The sequence below is a fragment of the Pedobacter sp. genome, from assembly GCF_041645105.1.
GTDB lineage: Bacteria > Bacteroidota > Bacteroidia > Sphingobacteriales > Sphingobacteriaceae > Pedobacter.
The window spans coordinates 23510-43900 of the sequence record NZ_JBAZQQ010000010.1; the positions used below are offsets into that span (position 1 = coordinate 23510).

Consider the following 20391-nt stretch of genomic DNA (forward strand, 5'->3'; position numbering starts at 1 on the left):
TAAAAAACAAATAATGGCTAATACAGCAAATGAGACAAATTTCTTTGCAGATGTCTGTAAGAATTTTGACAGTGCCGCACAATTTACCTCTCATCCAGAGGGCTTATTGACTCAAATTAAAGCTTGTAACAGTGTGTACCGTTTCCAATTCCCAATTCGCAGGGGTAATGGCTTCGAGGTTATTGATGCATGGCGTGTAGAACACTCGCAACATATGAACCCTACAAAGGGTGGTATACGTTACAGCGATATGGTAAATGAGGATGAAGTAATGGCACTTGCAGCGTTAATGACTTATAAGTGTGCGATTGTAAATGTGCCGTTTGGTGGTGCAAAAGGAGGGATCTGTATAAACCCTAAGAATTACACCATTGGCGAGTTGGAGAATATTACCCGTCGGTATACTACAGAATTAATTAAAAAGAACTTTATTGGTCCTGGTATTGATGTTCCTGCTCCTGATTATGGAACTGGGGAACGTGAAATGAGCTGGATCGCTGATACTTATATGACCATGAATCCTGGGCAGCTGGATGCTCTTGGTTGCGTTACAGGTAAGCCAATCGCTTTACATGGTATACGTGGACGTAAAGAAGCTACTGGTCGTGGTGTTGCTTATGCAGTAAAAGAATGTGTAAACGTTGCAGAAGATATGGCGAAAATTGGTCTAACGGCTGGTTTAGGTGATAAGCGTGTAATTGTACAAGGGTTAGGTAATGTGGGATACCATGCTGCTAAATTCCTTGCTGAGTTTGGGGCAACGGTAGTTGGTCTTTGTGAGTATGAAGGCGCAATTTATAACGAGAATGGTTTCAATATCGACGAAGTATTTGCACATCGTAAATTAACTGGTTCAATTTTAGGTTTCCCTGGTGCTACTGAGTTCAAGAACTCTATGGAAGGATTAGAACAACCATGTGATATTCTTGTTCCTGCAGCTCTTGAAAACCAGATTACCGTGCATAATATTAGAAACATCAAAGCGAAGATTATTGCTGAAGGCGCTAACGGACCCTGTACTCCTGATGCAGAAGTAATTTATACAGAAATGGGTGGTATTATTATTCCAGATATGTACTGTAATGCCGGTGGTGTTACGGTTTCTTATTTCGAATGGTTGAAGAACCTATCGCACGTTGCTTTTGGTCGTATGGAAAATCGTTATGCTGAAAATTCAAATGCTAATCTGATCAATACACTGGAGAGTCTGACTGGAAAAAGTATTCCTGCTGAGCATCGTTTAATGATTGTTAAAGGCGCCTCTGAGATGGAACTGGTAAATTCAGGTCTGGAAGATACGATGATTCATTCTTACCATGAGATCAGAGAGACTTTAAAGAATAAGCCTGGAGTTAAAACATTAAGAACAGCAGCTTTTGTTGGTTCTATTGATAAGATTGCAGTATCATATATGAATTTGGGCGTTTGGCCTTAAGCCATTCATGAATTTAAATGAGCCGCGATGCCTTTTTGGTGTCGCGGTTTTTTTATGCTTTTGTCAGAGAACTATCAATAAACTGTCATCATCGCGTTTTGAATGGTTACGAAAGGTTTTGGCTCCTTATATTTTTTATCTTTGTGGAGTTTCTTTTTTAATTTTTTATAGTCCATGAGAAAAAGTGCAATTATTGGTTTGATAACAATAGCATTATGCGTAGGTTTTTTAGTAAGCCTTAACGCTGATACAAATACCTATTCGACCTTTAGTGAAGCGGCGAAAGATCCAAAAGAATTTCATGTAATGGGCTATTGGGAAAAAGATAAGGGTACACATTATGATGCCTTAAAAGATGCTAATCGCTTTGAGTTTTTTATGAAAGACGAAAAAGGGAAAGTGAATAAAGTAGTATACGCAGGAACCAAGCCCCAGGATTTCGAGCGCTCAGAAAAATTGGTGTTGATTGGTAAAATGGATAACAATACTTTTTACGCCTCCAAGATCCTGATGAAATGCCCATCCAAATACAACGATGAACTTGTAGAAGTGAATAAGGATGGTATAGTAGAAAAATACAACTAAATTTAATGGATATACAGTTTATTGGAGAGAACCTCCTTCCCGGTAAAATCGGCCAGTTTTTTATTGTTTTGGCATTTGCCGCTTCTTTATTATCAACTATAGCTTATTTCTTTGCTACCCGGAATAAAGAACTTGGGGATCATTCTTGGACTCGTATTGGTCGTATTGCATACTTGCTAAATGGTGTAAGTATTTTAGGTATCGGAACTACATTGTTTTATTTGATTTTAAATCACTATAACGAATACTACTACGTTTATTCACACTCCTCAAAAGAACTTCCGGTATATTATATAGTATCCGCTTTTTGGGAGGGGCAGGAAGGAAGTTTTTGGCTATGGGCATTCTGGCAGGCATTGCTAGGGATTATTTTAATCTGGAAAGCGAAATCATGGGAAAATAGTGTGATGACTGTCGTTGGGTTCTCGCAAGTGTTCCTGACATCAATGCTGCTTGGTGTTGAGATTTTTGGTGAGCGCTTAGGTAGCTCTCCATTTATTCTGTTAAGAGATGCTGTAAATTTAAAAGAAATGGCGCCAGCAGTATTTGCTGACCCTGAAAACTATAAAAACTACCTTAAATTTATTACTGATGGTAGGGGATTGAATCCGCTACTTCAAAACTATTGGATGGTAATTCACCCACCAACCTTATTCCTTGGTTTTGCGGCTATGATCGTACCATTTGCTTATGCAGTAGCAGGGTTATGGCAAAAACGTTATAAGGAGTGGATCAAACCTGCAATGCCTTGGGCACTGTTTGCTGTAATGATTTTAGGTACAGGAATTATCATGGGCTCGTTCTGGGCATATGAAGCCCTGAACTTTGGTGGTTTCTGGGCATGGGATCCGGTTGAAAATGCTTCTATTATTCCTTGGTTAACTTTAATTGCCGGTGTGCACGTAATGATTGCGTTCAAGAATACAGGACATGCCTTTTTTACGGCGATAGTATTGGTGTGTATTAGCTTTGTATTAGTGCTTTATGCTTCTTTCTTAACCAGAAGTGGTGTATTGGGTGAAACATCAGTACACTCATTCACTGATTTGGGAATGTTCTGGCACCTGATTCTTTATAATGTAGTTTTCTTGTCTATTCCAACTATACTGTTAATTATCAGATGGAAAGAATTACCAATCACAAATAAAGATGAAGAGACTTATTCAAGAGAATTCTGGATGTTTATTGGTGCATTGGTAATTACAGTTGCTTGTATTCAGGTGATCTTTTCTACTTCTGTTCCTGTATTTAACCAGGCTTTTGGAACCAAATTCGCTCCACCAATTGATGCGATTAAATATTACAACCAATGGCAGGCACCATTTGCTATTCTGGTAACCATTATATCTGGTTTCGCACAGTTCATGAAATACAAGAGAACTGACGCAAAGAAATTCTACAGCAGCCTAATTGCTTCTATTGTTTTCTCTATTGTAATTACAGGTGCTTTTGTTTATATCACAAATGTATATCATAACCTGATGTATATCCTGCTTACATTTAGCTGTGTATTTGCGGTTATATCTAATGCCAGGATATTAGCACAAGCCTTTGGTGGAAAACGTAAGCTGGTTGGTGCAGCTGTTTCGCACATAGGATTTGCTTTATTGTTGCTAGGAGCACTTGTTGCTGCTGCTACAAACAGACCAATTTCACTGAATGTAAGTAACTTCATTCCGGTAAAAGATTTTGAAAAGGTTGAAAAACCAGGTGAAAATATTGTTTTGTACAAAAATGAGCCTAAAAAGATGGGCCGTTATACCGTAACATATGTTAGCGATACCACAGTTAAACCAAATACATTTTATAAGCTTAATTTTAAAGTGTATGATGAGAAAACCGGGAAGTTAAAAGAAGATTTTGAATTAAATCCGCATGTACAGGTAAATGAGAAAATGGGATTGATTGCTTCTCCTGATACCAAACATTACCTTACTTACGACATTTATACACACATTACCAGTGCTCCTGAGAAAAAAGAAGATCATGATCACAATCATGAAGGACATACTGAAGAAGAAAATTATAAGGCGCCAAGAATTGTAAATGTAGCAGCTGGAGATACACTACACACTAGTAGCGGAGTACTTACAGTTAAAGGATTGAATAACCAGCCAAAAGCGAAAAGCCTTATATTGGCTCCGGGCGACTTAGCGGTAGGTTTACCGATTGAGGTTGATGTGAATGGTAAGATTTATAAAACTGAGCCTATCTTCCTGATCAAAGGAAATAATACATTTGATTTTGCACGTAATATCGACGAATTAGGTTTAAGACTGAGGTTTACGAAAGTATTACCTGAACAACAAAAAGTTGAATTGCAGGTTTATGAAAAACCACAACAGGCGAAAGATTGGGTGGTATTTAAATCAATCGAATTCCCATATATCAATCTTTATTGGGTAGGTACAATTGTAATGGTTATTGGATTTGTTATTTCTATCTTTAGAAGACAAAAAGAAGTTAAAGCAGCTTAATTTACCGCTGCTTTTTATAACCATAAAATAATAATTGTATCCCTATGAAAATTGTTTGTTTAGGTTCTGGTAATGTAGCCACACACATGGCTAATGCTTTTAAAGATAACGGTGCTGATATTGCACAAGTATGGAGCAGAGACTTCGAAAATGCAAGAGAATTAGCAAATAAGACGGAAGCTCAGGCTGTTTCTGATTTAAAAGATATAGATGATTCAGCCGATTTATACCTGATTGCTGTAAAAGATGATGCCATAGAAAAAGTATCAAAAGCATTAAAAAATGTTAATGGTTTGGTAGTTCATACCTCTGGTGCAACCAGTATGGATGTATTGCAAAACCATCAGCAGTATGGCGTGTTCTATCCTTTACAAACTTTTTCTAAATCACAGCCATTAGATTTTATCAGGGTTCCTTTATGTTTAGAAGCTAACACAGATGAAAACATGAGCTTGTTGCAGCTGGCTGCTATGAAGCTTAGTCCTTTGATTTATGAGGTAGATAGCAAGCAACGGGCAATACTGCATGTGGCAGGAGTATTTGCATGTAATTTTGTGAATCATATGTACCAACTGAGTTATCAAATGCTTCAAAAGAATAACCTTGATTTTGAAATACTGAGACCATTAATTATGGAAACAGCAGGGAAAGTTCAAGATGCTATACCAGCCGATGTACAAACTGGACCAGCAGCAAGAAATGATAAAAAGACAATATTAAAACACGAAGAGCTCCTGAAGAAAATGCCTCACATGCAGGAAATCTATAAAATTTTAAGTAATAGCATTAAAAAAACGCATTAATAATGTAATTGCCGTTTTTGGTGCTTATTTTTGAACCATATTATGAGTATTTTTAAATTAAAGATAAATTTCGAAGAACAAGGAAAAGAATCAGTTGAACTACCTATTGCCGGCGGAGAGTCTGTATTGGATGTCTGCCTTGATCATGGAATAGAATTACAGCATAACTGCGGTGGAGTATGCGGTTGTAGTACCTGTCATGTATATGTGACTAAGGGAATGGATAACATCCAGGAAATATCTGACAAAGAAGAAGATTTTATTGACAGAGCAGTTCGTCCAAGAATTACTTCCCGTTTAGGTTGTCAGTGTGTAGTAAGCGCTGGTGATATTGAAGTTACCATCCCAGATCAGTCTGAATTTTTAGGCCATTAATTATAAAATTTAATAAATTAAAATATGGATAAGTTTGCCCTGCCAATATATTGGAATGATCATGAGGATATCGCTCAGGAATTATATGAGAAATTTGGTGATGATTTTAATGAAGGTAAGATCTACAGGATCAGGTTCACTGAGCTGTTAGAATGGGTATTAGCCCTACCTAACTTTAAAGGTACTAAAGAAGAAAGTAATGAAGGACATCTGGAACAAATCCAGTCGGCCTGGGTTTATGAATGGAGAGATAACCAGGATTAGTGAATGTTTCTTGAACAGCTAAAACATATTACAACCTTCATCTTTGATATTGATGGCGTATTGACTAACGGTGATATCATCGCGTCTGATTCTGGTGAGTTTTTACGGACTTTTAATATCAAAGATGGATATGCATTGCAGCTTGCTGTTAAAAAAGGTTATCATGTTTGCATCATTTCAGGGGGTAAGGGTACTGCTATGGAAAAACGATTTGAAGGCCTTGGTATCACCAATGTTTTTCTAGGTGTTTCTGATAAGGTTGCAGTATATAATAGCTTTGTTGAACAATATAAACTTAGTGCCTCTGAAGTTCTTTTCATGGGAGATGATATTCCTGATCTTAAAGTAATGGAGTTGGTAGGTATTGCAACCTGCCCGGCAGATGCAGCTCCTGAAATTAAAGCCCTCTCTCAATATATATCACCTTATGCTGGTGGAAAAACAGCAGTTAGAGATGTGATAGAAAAGGTACTTAAAGTACAAACAAATTGGTTTGATGAAAACCCATCTGCTGCCGATTCCGGCAAATAATCACGATTCCTATTCTTGTAACAATCATGTTACTAATTTAGGTTAAACCTAATTAGGTATTCGCTTCTCTAACATCAGAGCTTACGAGAGCTATAACCTTAAAGGATAGACTATGAAAAAATTAATGATTATTTGCGGATTGTTATTCAGTGCAGTAACATTTGCAAACGCGCAGGCCGGTGATCGTCAAATGCCGACACCAGAAGAAAGAGCAGAAAGAAATGCTGCACAGTTGACTAAGAAGTTAAATCTTACTGAAGATCAGAAAGCCCAGGTAAAAACCATTTATTTAGATCAGGCAGCAGCAATGACTAAGGCTAAAGCTGAGAGTAATGGTGATAAAGCAGGTATGAGGTCGAAAATGAAAGCGATGAATGAAGAGAACAATGCAAAAATAATTGCTTTGTTAAACGAAGATCAGAAAAAAGCTTATGAGACCTGGCAGGCTGAAAGAAAAGAAAATATGAAAAAGAAAGGTGAAAAAGGAGCTGGTAAAGGTGCTCCGGCTGAAGTAAAACAATAACTCAAATCAAATAAAAAAATAATAAAGGCGACCTTACGGTCGCTTTTGTTATTTTTGCCCATAAACAATTAAACATGTATATACAAAAGCTGCCTATAATACTCGCCTCAAAATCTCCCCGCAGACAAGAACTTTTGAAGTTAATGGACCTTGATTTTAAAGTAGTATTAAAGGAAGTTGATGAAAGTTATCCTGAAAACCTATTGCCAGCAGAAATTGCAGTTTATATCGCTGAAAAAAAAGCTGCTGCTTTTGCAGAAGAGCGTAAGGATAGTATAGTGATTACCGCAGATACAATTGTGGCTTATCAAAAGGAAATACTTGGTAAACCTGAAGATGCACATCACGCTGCAGAAATGTTGGGTAAATTATCTGGAACCAACCATCAGGTGTATACAGGAGTAAGCATTGCATACAATGATAAAATTCAATCTTTTTATGATGTAACTGAGGTGTTCTTTAATGAGCTTACACCAGCACAAATACACTATTACATCCAGAATAACAATCCTTACGATAAGGCTGGTTCTTATGGTGTTCAGGATTGGATTGGATTAGTTGCTGTTGAAAGGATGATTGGTTCTTATACCAATGTGATGGGATTGCCAACTGAAAAATTATACAAAGCTTTGCTGAGTTTTTAAACGCTCAATTGATACAATACCCCCATTTTTAAATCATAGGTAGACAAACTTAGTTGTTTGATTTTGCAGTTAGTGATTACATAATTGGTGATTAATGCAGCAATTACGATCATATCTACCCTTAGTTTTATGAGGTTTGGCATTAGAACTCTTTCGTCATGTGTCGAAGATATTAGATTTCTTGCCAGGCCCTGATATTTTGATAAATCGATGGGAGCAGACCTAAGGGCTTTGATATCTTCCTCAGGGTAAATCATAGATGCAAAGGTTTCAAATGCTCCTGCAGAGCCTATCATGTGCTCTGGTTGATATAGTGCGCATGCAGCAATTAGATCATTCAGCTCTGCATCCAGGTGTTTGTTGATGGAGGTCTGATCATGATTACTTATTGGATCGGATTTAAAATAAGCTTGCATAAGTCGTGCTGCACCTATATTGTAACTCTTTTTCCAGAATAAAGTATCCCCATTGCAAATTATGAATTCGGTACTTCCTCCACCAATATCCATAATCAAGGTCATACCTTTTATACTACCTGTTGCTTTAACACCATTAAAGATATAATCGGCTTCTTCGTCGCCTGTGGCGATATTAATTGTGATTCCCGCATCTTTTTCCGCAGAACTTATGAAGTCGGTACCGTTAGCAGCACTACGTATAGCTGATGTAGCCACAGCTTTAACAACATCAATGTTATGCAGGTCAATTTCTTTTCTGAAATTTTTAAGGGTATTTATTCCTCTTTCAAAAGCTTCCGGAATAATCATATTATCATTGATTCTTCCTTCCCCTAACCTTACAGGTTCATTTGTTTTGAATAGGATGTTTATACTGTTGTTAGACAGCTCGGCAATGATTAAGTGAAAAGTGTTTGTACCAAGGTCTATAACGGCTGCTTTCATGCTATTTATTTATGGGTATAAAGCTATTAAATACTTTTTCTAAAAAAAAAAGCCCGCATTAAGCGGGCCTTCGGAGTATTTAATTAATTATTCAAAATATTCTTTCATTTTTTCGAAGAAGCTCTTGTCATTCTTACCTGGTTGAGGTTTGAAGTTTGGAGACTCTCTAAGTCTTTCCAAGATTCCTCTTTCCTCAGCACTTAAGGCTTTTGGTGTCCATATATTTACATGGATAATTTCATCTCCGCGGTGATAAGAATTGATTTCAGGAATACCTTTGCCTTTAAGGCGTAGTAATTTACCGCTTTGGGTACCTGGTTCAATCTTAATTTTTGCTTTGCCATCAATGGTAGGTACCTCTGCACTATAACCTAGCGCTGCATCTATAATAGAAACATGTAAATCATAAACCACGTTGTTTCCTTCGCGTTTTAAGGTTTCATGTGGAATTTCTTCTATCAGGATGATCAGGTCTCCAGGAACACCTCCGTTAGGAGCAGCATTACCTTTTCCACTCATGCTCAATTGCATTCCATCACTTACACCAGCAGGTATATTGATCGTAATCGTTTCTTCCCCTCTAACAACACCTTCACCATGGCATGAACCACACTTAGCTGTGATCTGAGAACCACTTCCATTACAAGTAGGGCAGGTAGAAGTCGTTTGCATTTGTCCCAGTATAGTATTGGTTACTCTGCGTACCGCTCCACTACCGCCACATGTTTTACAAGTACTTACTGACGAACGGTCTTTAGCACCGCTACCATCACAAGTTTTGCAGACAATCTGTTTATTTACTTTTATTTTTTTCTCGGTGCCATTGGCAATTTCTTCGAGCGTAAGTTTTACTTTGATCCGCAGATTGCTACCTTTTGATACTCTTCTACCACCACGTGATTGCTGACCACCAAAGAAACTTTCGAAAGGGCTGCCGCCGCCGCCACCAAAGATATCACCAAATTGGCTAAAGATATCCTCCATGTTCATGCCGCCACCGCCATAGCCACCGCCACCTGATGCACCGCCTACGCCAGCATGACCGTAATGATCATAACGTTGTTTCTTTTCAGGGTTACTTAGAATCTCATAAGCCTCAGCTGCTTCTTTAAACTTCTCTTCAGCCGCTTTATCATCCGGGTTTTTATCCGGGTGATACTTAATGGCTAATTTGCGATAAGCCTTTTTAATTTCGTCAGCCGATGTGCTTCTGGATACCCCAAGCACGTCATAATAATCTCTTTTGCTCATAAAATATTAACTACCTACTACTACCTTGGCAAAGCGTATCACTTTGTCATTTAAAGTATATCCTTTTTCCAGTGTGTCTACTACTTTTCCTTTTAGATCCTCTGTAGGCGCAGGTATTTTAGTAATAGCTTCATGGTTGTCAGTATCAAAAACAGTATTGCTACTTTCTATCTCTTTAAGACCTTTTTGGGCCAGGGTATTTTTTAATTTAGTATGTATCAGATTTACACCTTCGTTGATCGAAGCGATATCAGTAGCACTTTCCATAGCTTTGTTAGCTCTGTCAAAATCATCCAATACAGGTAATAGAGAGGTTATAACGTCTTTGCCAGCAGTTTGCAGTAATTCTATACGCTCTTTTTGTGTGCGACGTTTATAGTTGTCGAATTCTGCAAATAATCTTAAATATTTGTCATTTAAAGCGGCATTCTCTTGTTGTAATTTTTCTTCTACAGAGAGCTCAGGTGTAGCTTCTTCATTCAATTCAGGAGCTTCAGTATTTGTCTCCTCTGTATCATGTATCAATTGATCTTCAGCATTGATTTCTGCTGCAGGGTCTTGATTTTGCATAGTTGTATCTTGATTATTGTTTTTTTTCTTCTTGCTAAACATAGTATAGTAGAATTTTTGATTATGAACTCAAAAGCTTTGCCAATACGCAATATCCGTCATGCTGTCAGTTTTAATTAAAAAACAACTAACAGAATGGCCGAATGAGAAAATTTTGTCAGAAAATTATATTAAACAATCTGCGCGTCTTCATGAACAATTCCTGTTTCACATTTAATGATTCTTGAAGGGAATGTTCTGATGATATGGTAATCGTGAGTTGCCATTAAAACGGCAGTTCCACTCTGACTGATTTGCTTTAACAACATTACAATTTCTTCAGAAGTATCCGGATCTAAGTTACCTGTTGGTTCATCTGCAAGGATAATTTCCGGGTTGTTTAATAGGGCACGCGCAATTACCACACGTTGCTGCTCTCCACCTGATAACTCATGAGGCATCTTTTTTATTTTTGAACGTAGGCCAACTTTTTCAAGTACATCTTTAATCCGCTCATTAATCAAGTCCTTGTCTGTCCAGCCAGTTGCCTTAAGTACAAATTCCAGATTCTTTTCAACCGTTCTATCAGTTAGCAATTGGAAATCCTGGAATACAATACCCAGTTTTCTGCGTAAGAAAGGTACTTCTTTAATGCTCAACTTTTTTAAATCAAAACCAGCTACCTGTCCGTCACCATTACCAATGTGAAGGTCGCCATAAATAATTTTAAGCAAACTACTTTTTCCGGAACCTGTTTGTCCGATTAAAAAAACGAATTCTCCTTTGTCTATATTCAAATTTACGTTCGACAAAACCAGATGCTTTTGTTGAAATACATCTACGTTTTTTAAATTTATAACTGTGCTTCCTGTCATGGTCTAGATATCTAATTTAGCAATTTGTCCAAAAGGCAAATCGTTTACAAAATTCATAATGTATGTCAACTTATCGCTCAAACCTAATTTGTCTAATGACTTATCTGGTCTGTCTACTCTGAAATAAGCCAATAAGGTAAATTTGTCGTCCCTTAATTGTACATAATCCGGAATTTTGGCAATGCCTTTTACTTTTATAACATACATCGTTCAAAAATAGTATTTCAAAATGAGAAAATAAGACATGAGACCTATTTATCTGATCCCTGATAATGATCCTGTGAGTGAATTTAGAGCTTGCTTAAAAAATTTATAGTGTTTACATTATCAGCATAGTCCCACAGTTTTGGATTTTGGCTTTGTCCAAAACCTAATACAGGAGTCTTTAGTTTAAGTGGGGCTTTACTTACCACACACTGAATGTCATCTGCTTTACTTTTAAGAATCTCTTCAACCTGTTCTATATTCGTATAGGTTTCATAATACAATACCGCTAAAGGAGAAGAAAGACTATCGCCTTCTGTTAACAATAAAAAGCCATTGTCGTAATGATGCTTAAGATTTACCAAGTAAATGGATTTGTTGTAGTCGTAGTTATTGTTGTATTTGAAATGGTTGATGATGTCATTAAACTTTTCAATAGGTTCAAAAAAGTTTTTGATGTCGTAATCTTCTGGTATATATAATTTAGAAACGTTTCTACACCCTAAACCAAAGTAATCAAATATGTCATGACCTAACAGCCCCAACTCTTCCGAAGTCTCATCTCCGGTAATTACAGCAACGCTATTTCTGTTTTTACGGATGATGTTTGGTCCTTTACCAAAATAAAAATCAAAATATCTGGAAGTATTATTACTGCCTGTAGCAATTACTGCATCAAAATCTTTTAAGCGATCTACATATACAATGTGATTGGCTAGTAAAGGTTCAATTTTAACCAATTCCTGAAGTAGGGCCGGCACCAGTTTATCATCTGTTGATGAAAGTTTAATTAGGGCAATATTTCCCGTAGCAAGAACTGCAATTACATCATGAAAACCTACCATAGGGATGTTTCCAGCTAAAATCAATCCTACTTTTTTTGCTGTTTCAGTTATATTAATGTCTTTAAACCATATTTCAAGATCATGTTGATTTAACATTTTATGAAGGGAATTTAACGCTCTGTTTACTTCGTCTGCGGTGAACCATGCATTGCTATTTGCAGCAGATAAAACCAGATTTTTGAACGCATCGCTGGGTTCAATCATGAAGTCACTAAGTTTTTTTAATGCAATAATTAGTTTTTCGCTATTAAGGATTGGCATATTTCCAATGAATTTAAAGTTTATGTATTATATTTGCTGTTGCAAAGGTAATCTTAGCAATAGATATAGACGAAGACATGGCTATTAAAATAACAGACGAATGCATTAACTGCGGAGCATGTGAGCCTGAATGCCCAAATAATGCAATTTACGATGCAGGCACAGCCTGGAGATTTTCAGATGGTACCAATTTAAATGGTATTATTGATTTTGGAGGTAAGGAAATGGATGCGGAAGCTGCTCAGGAAGCAGGATCTGACGAAGTTTACTATATCGTTTCCGATAAATGTACAGAGTGTAAAGGTTTTCATGATGAACCTCAATGCGCAGCGGTATGTCCTGTAGATTGTTGTGTAGATGATGAAGATGTTCGTGAAACAGAAGAGGAATTACTAGCTAAAAAAGCCTGGTTACATCAGGAAAACTAAGCTCAAAATATTAACTTGTGAAAGCCAGTCTTGATAAAGGACTGGCTTTTTTATGATTTGTCCTCATATTTGTTAGGTACAATTAATACCGGACATGCAGATTTTCTTGCTACGTGTTCGGCTACACTCCCCATAAGAAAATGATAAATTCCTGTACGACCATAAGTGCCGATTACAATTAGGTTAGAGCCCCACTCGTCAGATTGCTTAATAATTCCATGTGCAGCACTGTCAATTACACTGAGGTAAGTGGTTGGTATCCCAAGACTGTATTTGGCCTCTATTTCTTTTAAAAGTACATGACTGTTTTCTTCACTGTTATCATACGATTCTAAAAAAACAGGTGCCAGTGTTAAATCAGGATTGATATTGGCCGGTATAGGTTCAATAATATTTACTAGTGCTACCTCTGCACCAAATGTTTTTGCAACTTCATATCCTGTTTTAGCTGCTTTTTCTGAGCAGGTACTATTGTCTACAGCAATTAAAATCTTTTTAAGGTTCATGTCGTTAGTTTAAAAGTGTAATTATTCGCTTGATCTATTAATGCTAATAATAAATGTTCTATATAAAAATAACGAATTAAGCCCATAAAAGTTTAATTTTATACCATTGATTTTATTATTATGGAACAACAATACGGTATTTGCAGAGTTGCTGTCTCACCAATAAGGGCAGATCAGTCAGATAAAGCAGAGATTATGTCTCAGTTATTATTTGGTGATCATGTAGAAATAATTGAAAAAACTGATAAGTGGTGGAAGATCAGAAATGCCTACGATAACTACGAAGGATGGTTGGATCCAAAACAGATTGCTTTATTAACTGCTGAACAGTACGCAAAATGTAATGAAAAATGTTTCTTGGCACCGGCACAAGCTATCAATGAAATCATAGCTGCCGATGGAAGTAAATATTATATTCCTGCAGGAAGTAATCTGCCTTTATATTCAAATGGATATTGTTACTTAGGAGATGAATGCTTTGAAGTAGGCTTTATCCCTAAACAACCAGCTTTAGCTCCTGAAATTGATAAAGTAGTGGATACCGCCATGTTTTTTAAAAATGCCCCTTACTTATGGGGAGGAAAAACATTATTCGGAATTGACTGTTCAGGACTTACTCAGGTAGTGTTCAAATTAAATGGCATTAAGATACTCCGTGATGCACGTCAGCAAGGAGAACAGGGGACTACGGTTGATTTTTTACCTGAGGCAAAAGCTGGAGACCTGGCTTTTTTTGATAATGATGAGGGGCGTATTATTCATGTAGGTATCATGTTGAATGCAAGTGAAATTATTCATGCTTCAGGACGTGTTAGGATTGACCCTATTGATAATCAAGGGATTTATAATACAGAACTAGGTCGCTATACACATAAACTTAGGATTATTAAGAGATTTGGCTAAATATAGTATTGTTAAAAAAAGCTAAATAGATACCATCTTATTTAAAATGTATTAGTTTTATGGAATCGACAATTATTTGCATCTATATTACAAATACATTTATATGAAGCATCTTTTACGCTCTGTTCTAATAATTCTATTAACCACAACTGCTACTTTTGCCCAGAAGAGGTTGACCAATAGCCGTACAGCAGGTTCTTACACTTATATCTATAAGTTAACTGATAAAGAGGCTTTTTCTATTGCATCGACAACTAAAACTACATCTTCTCTCGATGATAGTTTCTTGCATACGTTAGTTGATTCATTTTATAATGTAAAAAGCAACGTTTATCCTAGAAAGCTGCCCTTTGGTAATTATTTGGAAGTAAAAGCAGTTAAAAATGAACTGTTATACAGACTACTGGCAGAGAATAACGTAAATCTTCAGTTTATAAATAATAGAAAAGATTTTCAATTTACAGTAACAGATCTGAAAGGAAATGAGGTTTCTGATGCATCCGTAAAAATTGGAAAAGGTAAAATTGTAAAGTACAATCAACAGGCTAAATTATATGTAGCTCCATCAGCAAAGAAGTTAGCTGTGATCGCAGTGAATCACAATGGAGTAAATAATTATTTCAATTATGAAGAGCAGGATGTTTACAGACCATATAGGCCGGCAAGAAAGTCTTCATTTTTTAAAAAAATATTTAGTCCGAAACCGCAACAAAGAGGGAAAGTAGTTAAACCAAAATATTCTGGCTACATGGTTTTTAATAAGCCTATGTACAGACCTTTAGATACGGTTAAATTTAAGGCTTATCTGGTTTATGCAAATGGAAAAGCATTAAAGAATAAACCACTTAGGGTAGAATTGCAAAGAAATGGAAATGTTCCGGGAACTGTATTGACAACTTTAAATCCATATCATGAGGGTGGCTATGAATACAGTTTTGTATTGGCAGATAGTCTAAAATTAACTTTAGACCGTAGTTATAGTATTGCATTAAAAGAACCTGAAAAAGAGGGTTGGGCAGATGTATATAAAGGACAATTTAGGTATGAGGACTATGAACTAAAATCAATAAGTTTTAACGTTAGAACAGATAAAGAAGAACATAATCCTGGCAATCCTGTTACCGTGTTTATGAAAGCTACTGATGAAAATGAGCTGACTGTACCAGACGGCCGCGTAGAAGTAGTTATGACTACTAATTCATCATCAAAGTATTATGGTCCTCATGTTTTCATAAAAGACACCTTATGGAAAACCAGTGTTGTACTAGACCCTGTGGGTGAAACAAAAATGGTATTACCAGATAGTATATTCCCTAAGGCCGACCTTAGTTTCTCTATGTCTTTTAGCTTTTTAAATAGCAATAATGAGCATAAAACAGCATATAAGAATTTGAGGTTTTCGAGGAAAGATCAGGAAATTAAGACTGAATTTGTAAAAGATAGTCTGTTCATTGATTACCTGGTAAAAGAGAAATCTATCAAGCAAAGGGCTGTCTTGAAGTCTATTTATTCTTTTAGTAATGAAGAAGATTCTATAATAGTTGAGTTGCCAGCAAAAATTAAGATGAACTATAAACTGGATCGTTATAAGGTTGAAACTGCTGATGGTTATATGAAATATATTGATTTTGACGATCTCCGACCAGAATTAAATATGTCAGCCAGACAAAGTAAAGATTCATTAATTATTGCTGTAAATAATGTTCACAAGGTTCCTTTTTGGTACACTGTTTTTTCAGGGAATAATATCCTTTTTAGAGGATATGGGAGTAGTCTCGATACCGTAGTTAGACATAACGGCACCAAAGCCGCACATATAAAATTGAACTACTTGTGGGGAGAAGAGGAACAGAATATTGAGAGGAGTGCGTTTTTTTCTCCTAACTCATTAAATGTTAAATTATTAGCTCCAGATTTGGTTTATCCCGGTCAGACTGTAAATATGCAGGTAAAGGTTACAGATATCAACGACAAACCTGTAGCTGGAACAGACGTTTCAGCATTAGCATACACGACTAAGTTTAAAAATGGGTATCAGGTGAACATTCCATGGTTTAATAAACCATTTTATGAACGCAAACAGAAGCCTCAATTTGAAGCTGATGAATTGAGGTTATCAGGTCAAATGAAGCTTATTTGGGATAAATGGGGTAAAGAATTAAAACTCGATACTATTGAGTATTATAAATTTACTCAGGCTAAAGAATTATACACTATACAAGAAGATTCTGATGAATCTGAAAATGCTGTTATTGCTCCATTTGTAGTCAAAAATGGTGCAATTGTTCCAATTCACGTGCTTTACATAGATTGGATTCCAGTATATTTTAGTCAGACTAATCAAATTCAGCGATATGCTTTCAGGCTTCCTGCTGGAGAGCATCATATTAGTATGCGTACAGCAGGATATACTATAGATCTTCCATCATATAGCCTTGTAAAAGGGAAAAAAACTATATTGAGTGTTGCCGCTGATGTATTGAATACAAAAGCAAAAGTTAAAGTCTCGAATAATGAACTCAGTGCTGAAGATGCAGCTTATTTAACAAAACATCTAATCCGGATTGAAGATAATTTTAATGGAAACAAAACAACTATAAAAGCAGGGGATAATACACATCTATTGAATCTTTTAGGTTCTACTATGCCTACTGCGAGACTTAGCCAAAATCAAAGATATATCAACTCAAATAATACAAGTAATAGTTTGTTGGTAGGTCCTCTTTCAGAGAATCTGCTGGAGTTTAATTCAGATCATATTAAGCTCAATTTTATTAAAGAGCCGGGCTATACTTATACTTTTTTGCCAGGTTTACTTAAACAGAAATCATATACTACACCTTACGGTTTTAATACCATATTAAATGGGGCTGGTGCAGATGATTACAAGCAATATCCATTAAAAAAAGAAGAGACAGATAGTATTTGGAATGAATATCTAGACCTAAGAAGTAGTACAACTATGCTATTCAATCAGAATAGAAGGTACAATCAGAATAATGGTAAATTGGTTATGAAGCTGGATACTTCTATTTCCAACCATATGCCATACCTGAAGAATATCATTATTTATAAACATGAAGAAGCTGATTTTATTCAGATCTACCCAGGTAATGTAGGTTATTTTAATGCATTGGAACCAAGTGATTACCGTGTTATTTATTTGTTTAAAGATAACAGGTACTTTGTAGTTGAAAAGATGACTATTAAGGGGGGCGGTACTAACTATTTTGAGTGGAAAGGGATGAAGATCAAATCTGCTGATAATTTAAGCAGGAATATTGATGAAAAGATTAAATCCGTGCGCACTGGCTCTAATGGTAGTATGATAGATGCAGAAAGAACCATTCTTGAGAACATTAATGATAAACATTTTGATTCCACCATTTTAACAGGGACAATGACTGGGCGGATTATAGATGCAACTAGTAAGGAACCGGTAATAGGAGCCATTATAAAGTTAAAAGGAATAAGTCATGCAGTAATGACAAATGCTGGTGGGCATTTTAGTATTAAGGTTCCAAAACGAGGTAAAATTACAGTGTCCTTTATAGGTTATGAATCGGTAGAGCTTCCGATCACAAATGGGGATATAGGTGTAATTAAACTCGATGAAGCTACTTCTCTTTTAAATGAGGTTGTTGTTGTTGGCTATGGTACCATGCAAAAGAAAAGTCTTACAGGTTCTGTACAGGTAATGGCTGAAGATGCCAAAGTTTATGAGTTTATGTCGACTGGCAAGCTAGCAGGAATAAATGTTGGAGGAGCCCCAGCTCCAAATATGAACATTATGATCAGGGGTGCAAATTCTGCAAATAATGACAAACCTCTGTACATTGTTGATGGCTTACCTTATAGTGGTAATGTAGATAAGTTAGATCCTCAAATGATTGCTTCAGTTGAGATTCTAAAAGGTGCCGATGCAACTGCTATTTATGGTGCCAGAGCTGCTAATGGGGTCATTATAATTAAGACTAAAGGAGGTAGTGCCATAACATTACCAAGTGGTGAGTTGGTTCAGCAGCAGGGGGCCATGCGGACTAACTTCTCTGATTATGCCATTTGGCAACCTAAGTTGTTAACGGATGCATCTGGAAAAGCTTCTTTTACAGTGAAATTCCCGGATGATATCACCAACTGGAATACCCAGCTAATTGCCATGAATGGTCGTAAACAAACTGGAAGTACACAAACAAATATCAAGTCGTTCAAAACGCTAAGCGCTAATTTTGTGTCTCCAACTTTTGCTTTAGCTGGCGATAGCATTAATGTAATAGGCAAGTTGATGAATTATAGCAATCTGGAGGAGACGGTAACCAGGAAGTTTCTTTATAACGATGCAGAGTTGCTAAACAGTAAGCTGAGTTTTAAAAATGCTAAAATTGATACGGTGACCATTGTTGCTAAGGGGGCTGGATTTAAAATGCATCCTGATCATTTGAATATTACAGATAGCCTTAAGTTTGAGTATACCATGAAACAGGACAATGGATATTTCGATGGTGAAGTCCGTAAAATTCCATTGTTACAGGCTGGAGTAACGGAAACGAAAGGTTTCTTTAATGCTTTGACACGTGATACTACAATCAACTATCAATTCGATGCCGGTTTGGGTAAGGTAAAGCTTAGAGCTGAATCTTCTTTATTCCCAATTTTGTTAGATGAGATTGAGAAAATTCGCAATTACGAGTATTTATGTAATGAGCAATTGGCTTCTAAGTTAAAAGCACTATTGTTAGAAAAATCAGTTAGAAAGTATCTTGGAGAAACGTTCAAGGAAGAAAAGAACATTAAGGAGATCCTTAAAAAGCTGCAAAATAGTAAACGTCCGGAAGGTACCTGGGGATGGTGGCAAAACAGTTCTGAGGAACTTTGGATTAGTTTGCATGTGGTTGAAGCATTGATAGACGCTCAGAAGCATGGCTATAAGGTAGAGCTGGATAGAGATAAGCTATACCGCTACCTTTTAAGTAAGATGGCGCAGGAGAAAGGATTTGATCAGGTATATGGAATCCGCTTGTTAAGTATTCTGGATGAAAAGTATTATATAAACGATTGGATTACTGCTGTTGAGAAGAAAAGGATAGTGTTGGAAGAAAGAAATAGGCTGGAAAGAAAAGCAGATTCAAGAGTGACAGTTATCGCAGATCAACCCCTGTATGAAAAACTGCTACTAATGCAATTGAAACAAAAAGCAGGAATGCCGGTAGATATGAAATGGTTGCTTAGCTTAAAAAATGAAACCATGTTTGGTAACATTTATTGGGGGGAAGCTGGTTGGAGATTCTGGGACAATAGTATTCAGAATACTTTACTGGCTTATCAGATTCTAAAGGCTAACGGAGGGTATACAACTGAACTAGATGGTATTCAGCGTTACTTTTTAGAGCAACGTAAAGATGGCAAATGGCGCAATATTTACGAATCTTCTTTAATACTACAAACCATTTTGCCTGATCTGATGGCAGCACCAGGTAAAAAGTTTCAGCCAGCATCACTGGTGTTGAACAAGACAGAAACAGTAACTGTGTTTCCATTTGATAAGGTAGTTGATGCTACTGCATTAAGCGTAAATAAGAAAGGAGATGCTCCGGTTTACTTCACTGCCTATCAGCAATTCAACAATCCTAAGCCTGTAAAAGTGGATAAGGACTTCAGTGTAGTAACATCATTTGAACAAAATGGAACAGCTGTTAAAAAACTAAAAGCAGGTACTGTGACTAATTTAAAAGTAGTTGTTAATGTGCGTGCTGATGCAGACTATGTGATGATAGAGATCCCAATTCCTGCGGGCTGTTCATATGAAAACAAAATGCAAAATTTTTGGGGTGTAGAGACACATAGAGAATACTTTAAACACAAAACAACGATATTTTGCAGCAAGCTAAAGAAAGGGGATTATACTTTTAATGTACAGTTGATGCCAAGGTACTCTGGTAATTACATACTTAATCCGGCTAAAGCTGAAATGATGTACTTTCCTGTGTTTTATGGAAGAGAAGAGATGAAAAGAGTATCGATTAAATAAGT

19 protein-coding genes are annotated in these 20391 nt (G+C 36.5%); 12 read left to right on the forward strand and 7 right to left on the reverse strand.

Annotated features, from left to right (window positions below):
- The first annotated feature begins 13 nt into the window (after nt 1-13).
- From WC623_RS22765 to WC623_RS22805, 9 genes are all read left to right on the forward strand, one after another.
- Entirely contained in the window at nt 14-1435 is a 1422-nt protein-coding gene (locus tag WC623_RS22765; protein WP_372855506.1) for a Glu/Leu/Phe/Val dehydrogenase, read from the forward strand.
- Between the two features lie 174 nt (nt 1436-1609).
- Complete coding sequence (locus WC623_RS22770; RefSeq protein ID WP_349788159.1) at nt 1610-2020, forward strand: cytochrome c maturation protein CcmE; 411 nt, start codon at nt 1610-1612, stop codon at nt 2018-2020.
- 5 nt (nt 2021-2025) lie between these two features.
- Nucleotides 2026-4497, forward strand: a complete 2472-nt coding sequence (locus WC623_RS22775) for a heme lyase CcmF/NrfE family subunit (RefSeq protein ID WP_372855508.1) — start codon at nt 2026-2028, stop codon at nt 4495-4497.
- Nucleotides 4498-4541: 44 nt separating this feature from the next.
- Nucleotides 4542-5300 (forward strand): Rossmann-like and DUF2520 domain-containing protein, encoded by a 759-nt coding sequence (locus WC623_RS22780; protein WP_372855510.1) that lies wholly within the window; start codon nt 4542-4544, stop codon nt 5298-5300.
- A 42-nt stretch (nt 5301-5342) separates the two neighbouring features.
- The gene (locus WC623_RS22785) at nt 5343-5675 is read left to right on the forward strand and encodes a 2Fe-2S iron-sulfur cluster-binding protein (RefSeq protein WP_349788156.1); all 333 of its coding nucleotides are present in this window, start codon (nt 5343-5345) and stop codon (nt 5673-5675) included.
- A gap of 24 nt (nt 5676-5699) precedes the next feature.
- The gene (gene iscX, locus WC623_RS22790; protein WP_372855512.1) at nt 5700-5939 is read left to right on the forward strand and encodes a Fe-S cluster assembly protein IscX; all 240 of its coding nucleotides are present in this window, start codon (nt 5700-5702) and stop codon (nt 5937-5939) included.
- Between the two features lie 3 nt (nt 5940-5942).
- On the forward strand, nt 5943-6470 hold the full coding sequence (locus WC623_RS22795; RefSeq protein ID WP_372855514.1) for a KdsC family phosphatase: 528 nt from the start codon (nt 5943-5945) through the stop codon (nt 6468-6470).
- A 112-nt stretch (nt 6471-6582) separates the two neighbouring features.
- Entirely contained in the window at nt 6583-6993 is a 411-nt protein-coding gene (locus WC623_RS22800; protein ID WP_372855516.1) for a hypothetical protein, read from the forward strand.
- Between the two features lie 74 nt (nt 6994-7067).
- Complete coding sequence (locus tag WC623_RS22805; RefSeq protein ID WP_372855518.1) at nt 7068-7637, forward strand: Maf family nucleotide pyrophosphatase; 570 nt, start codon at nt 7068-7070, stop codon at nt 7635-7637.
- Here WC623_RS22805 and WC623_RS22810 read toward each other — a convergent pair.
- The 6 genes from WC623_RS22810 to WC623_RS22835 form a co-directional block, all read right to left on the reverse strand.
- Nucleotides 7634-8539, reverse strand: a complete 906-nt coding sequence (locus WC623_RS22810; protein ID WP_372855519.1) for an exopolyphosphatase — start codon at nt 8537-8539, stop codon at nt 7634-7636. The two genes, WC623_RS22805 and WC623_RS22810, sit on opposite strands and share 4 nt — an antisense overlap.
- Nucleotides 8540-8626: 87 nt before the next feature.
- Nucleotides 8627-9790 carry a molecular chaperone DnaJ gene (gene dnaJ, locus WC623_RS22815; RefSeq protein WP_372855520.1) on the reverse strand — a complete coding sequence of 388 codons (1164 nt, stop codon included), beginning with the start codon at nt 9788-9790 and terminating at the stop codon, nt 8627-8629.
- Between the two features lie 6 nt (nt 9791-9796).
- Nucleotides 9797-10360, reverse strand: a complete 564-nt coding sequence (locus WC623_RS22820; protein ID WP_372855521.1) for a nucleotide exchange factor GrpE — start codon at nt 10358-10360, stop codon at nt 9797-9799.
- Between the two features lie 170 nt (nt 10361-10530).
- A complete protein-coding gene (locus WC623_RS22825; protein WP_372855522.1) occupies nt 10531-11214 on the reverse strand; it encodes a cell division ATP-binding protein FtsE in 684 nt (227 codons plus the stop codon).
- 3 nt (nt 11215-11217) lie between these two features.
- Nucleotides 11218-11421 (reverse strand): fructose-6-phosphate aldolase, encoded by a 204-nt coding sequence (locus WC623_RS22830; protein ID WP_372855523.1) that lies wholly within the window; start codon nt 11419-11421, stop codon nt 11218-11220.
- A gap of 83 nt (nt 11422-11504) precedes the next feature.
- A complete protein-coding gene (locus WC623_RS22835) occupies nt 11505-12524 on the reverse strand; it encodes an acyl-CoA reductase (RefSeq protein WP_372855524.1) in 1020 nt (339 codons plus the stop codon).
- A gap of 77 nt (nt 12525-12601) precedes the next feature.
- Here WC623_RS22835 and WC623_RS22840 point away from each other — a divergent pair, with 77 nt between their 5' ends.
- Nucleotides 12602-12952, forward strand: coding sequence for a 4Fe-4S dicluster domain-containing protein (locus WC623_RS22840; protein WP_372855526.1), 351 nt, complete (start codon nt 12602-12604; stop codon nt 12950-12952).
- Nucleotides 12953-13002: 50 nt separating this feature from the next.
- Here WC623_RS22840 and WC623_RS22845 read toward each other — a convergent pair whose 3' ends face one another.
- On the reverse strand, nt 13003-13458 hold the full coding sequence (locus WC623_RS22845) for a universal stress protein (RefSeq protein ID WP_372855528.1): 456 nt from the start codon (nt 13456-13458) through the stop codon (nt 13003-13005).
- A gap of 120 nt (nt 13459-13578) precedes the next feature.
- Between WC623_RS22845 and WC623_RS22850 the strand changes: the two genes are divergently transcribed.
- Complete coding sequence (locus tag WC623_RS22850; protein ID WP_372855530.1) at nt 13579-14361, forward strand: NlpC/P60 family protein; 783 nt, start codon at nt 13579-13581, stop codon at nt 14359-14361.
- Nucleotides 14362-14464: 103 nt separating this feature from the next.
- Nucleotides 14465-20389 (forward strand): carboxypeptidase-like regulatory domain-containing protein, encoded by a 5925-nt coding sequence (locus WC623_RS22855; RefSeq protein ID WP_372855532.1) that lies wholly within the window; start codon nt 14465-14467, stop codon nt 20387-20389.
- Nucleotides 20390-20391 lie beyond the last annotated feature (2 nt).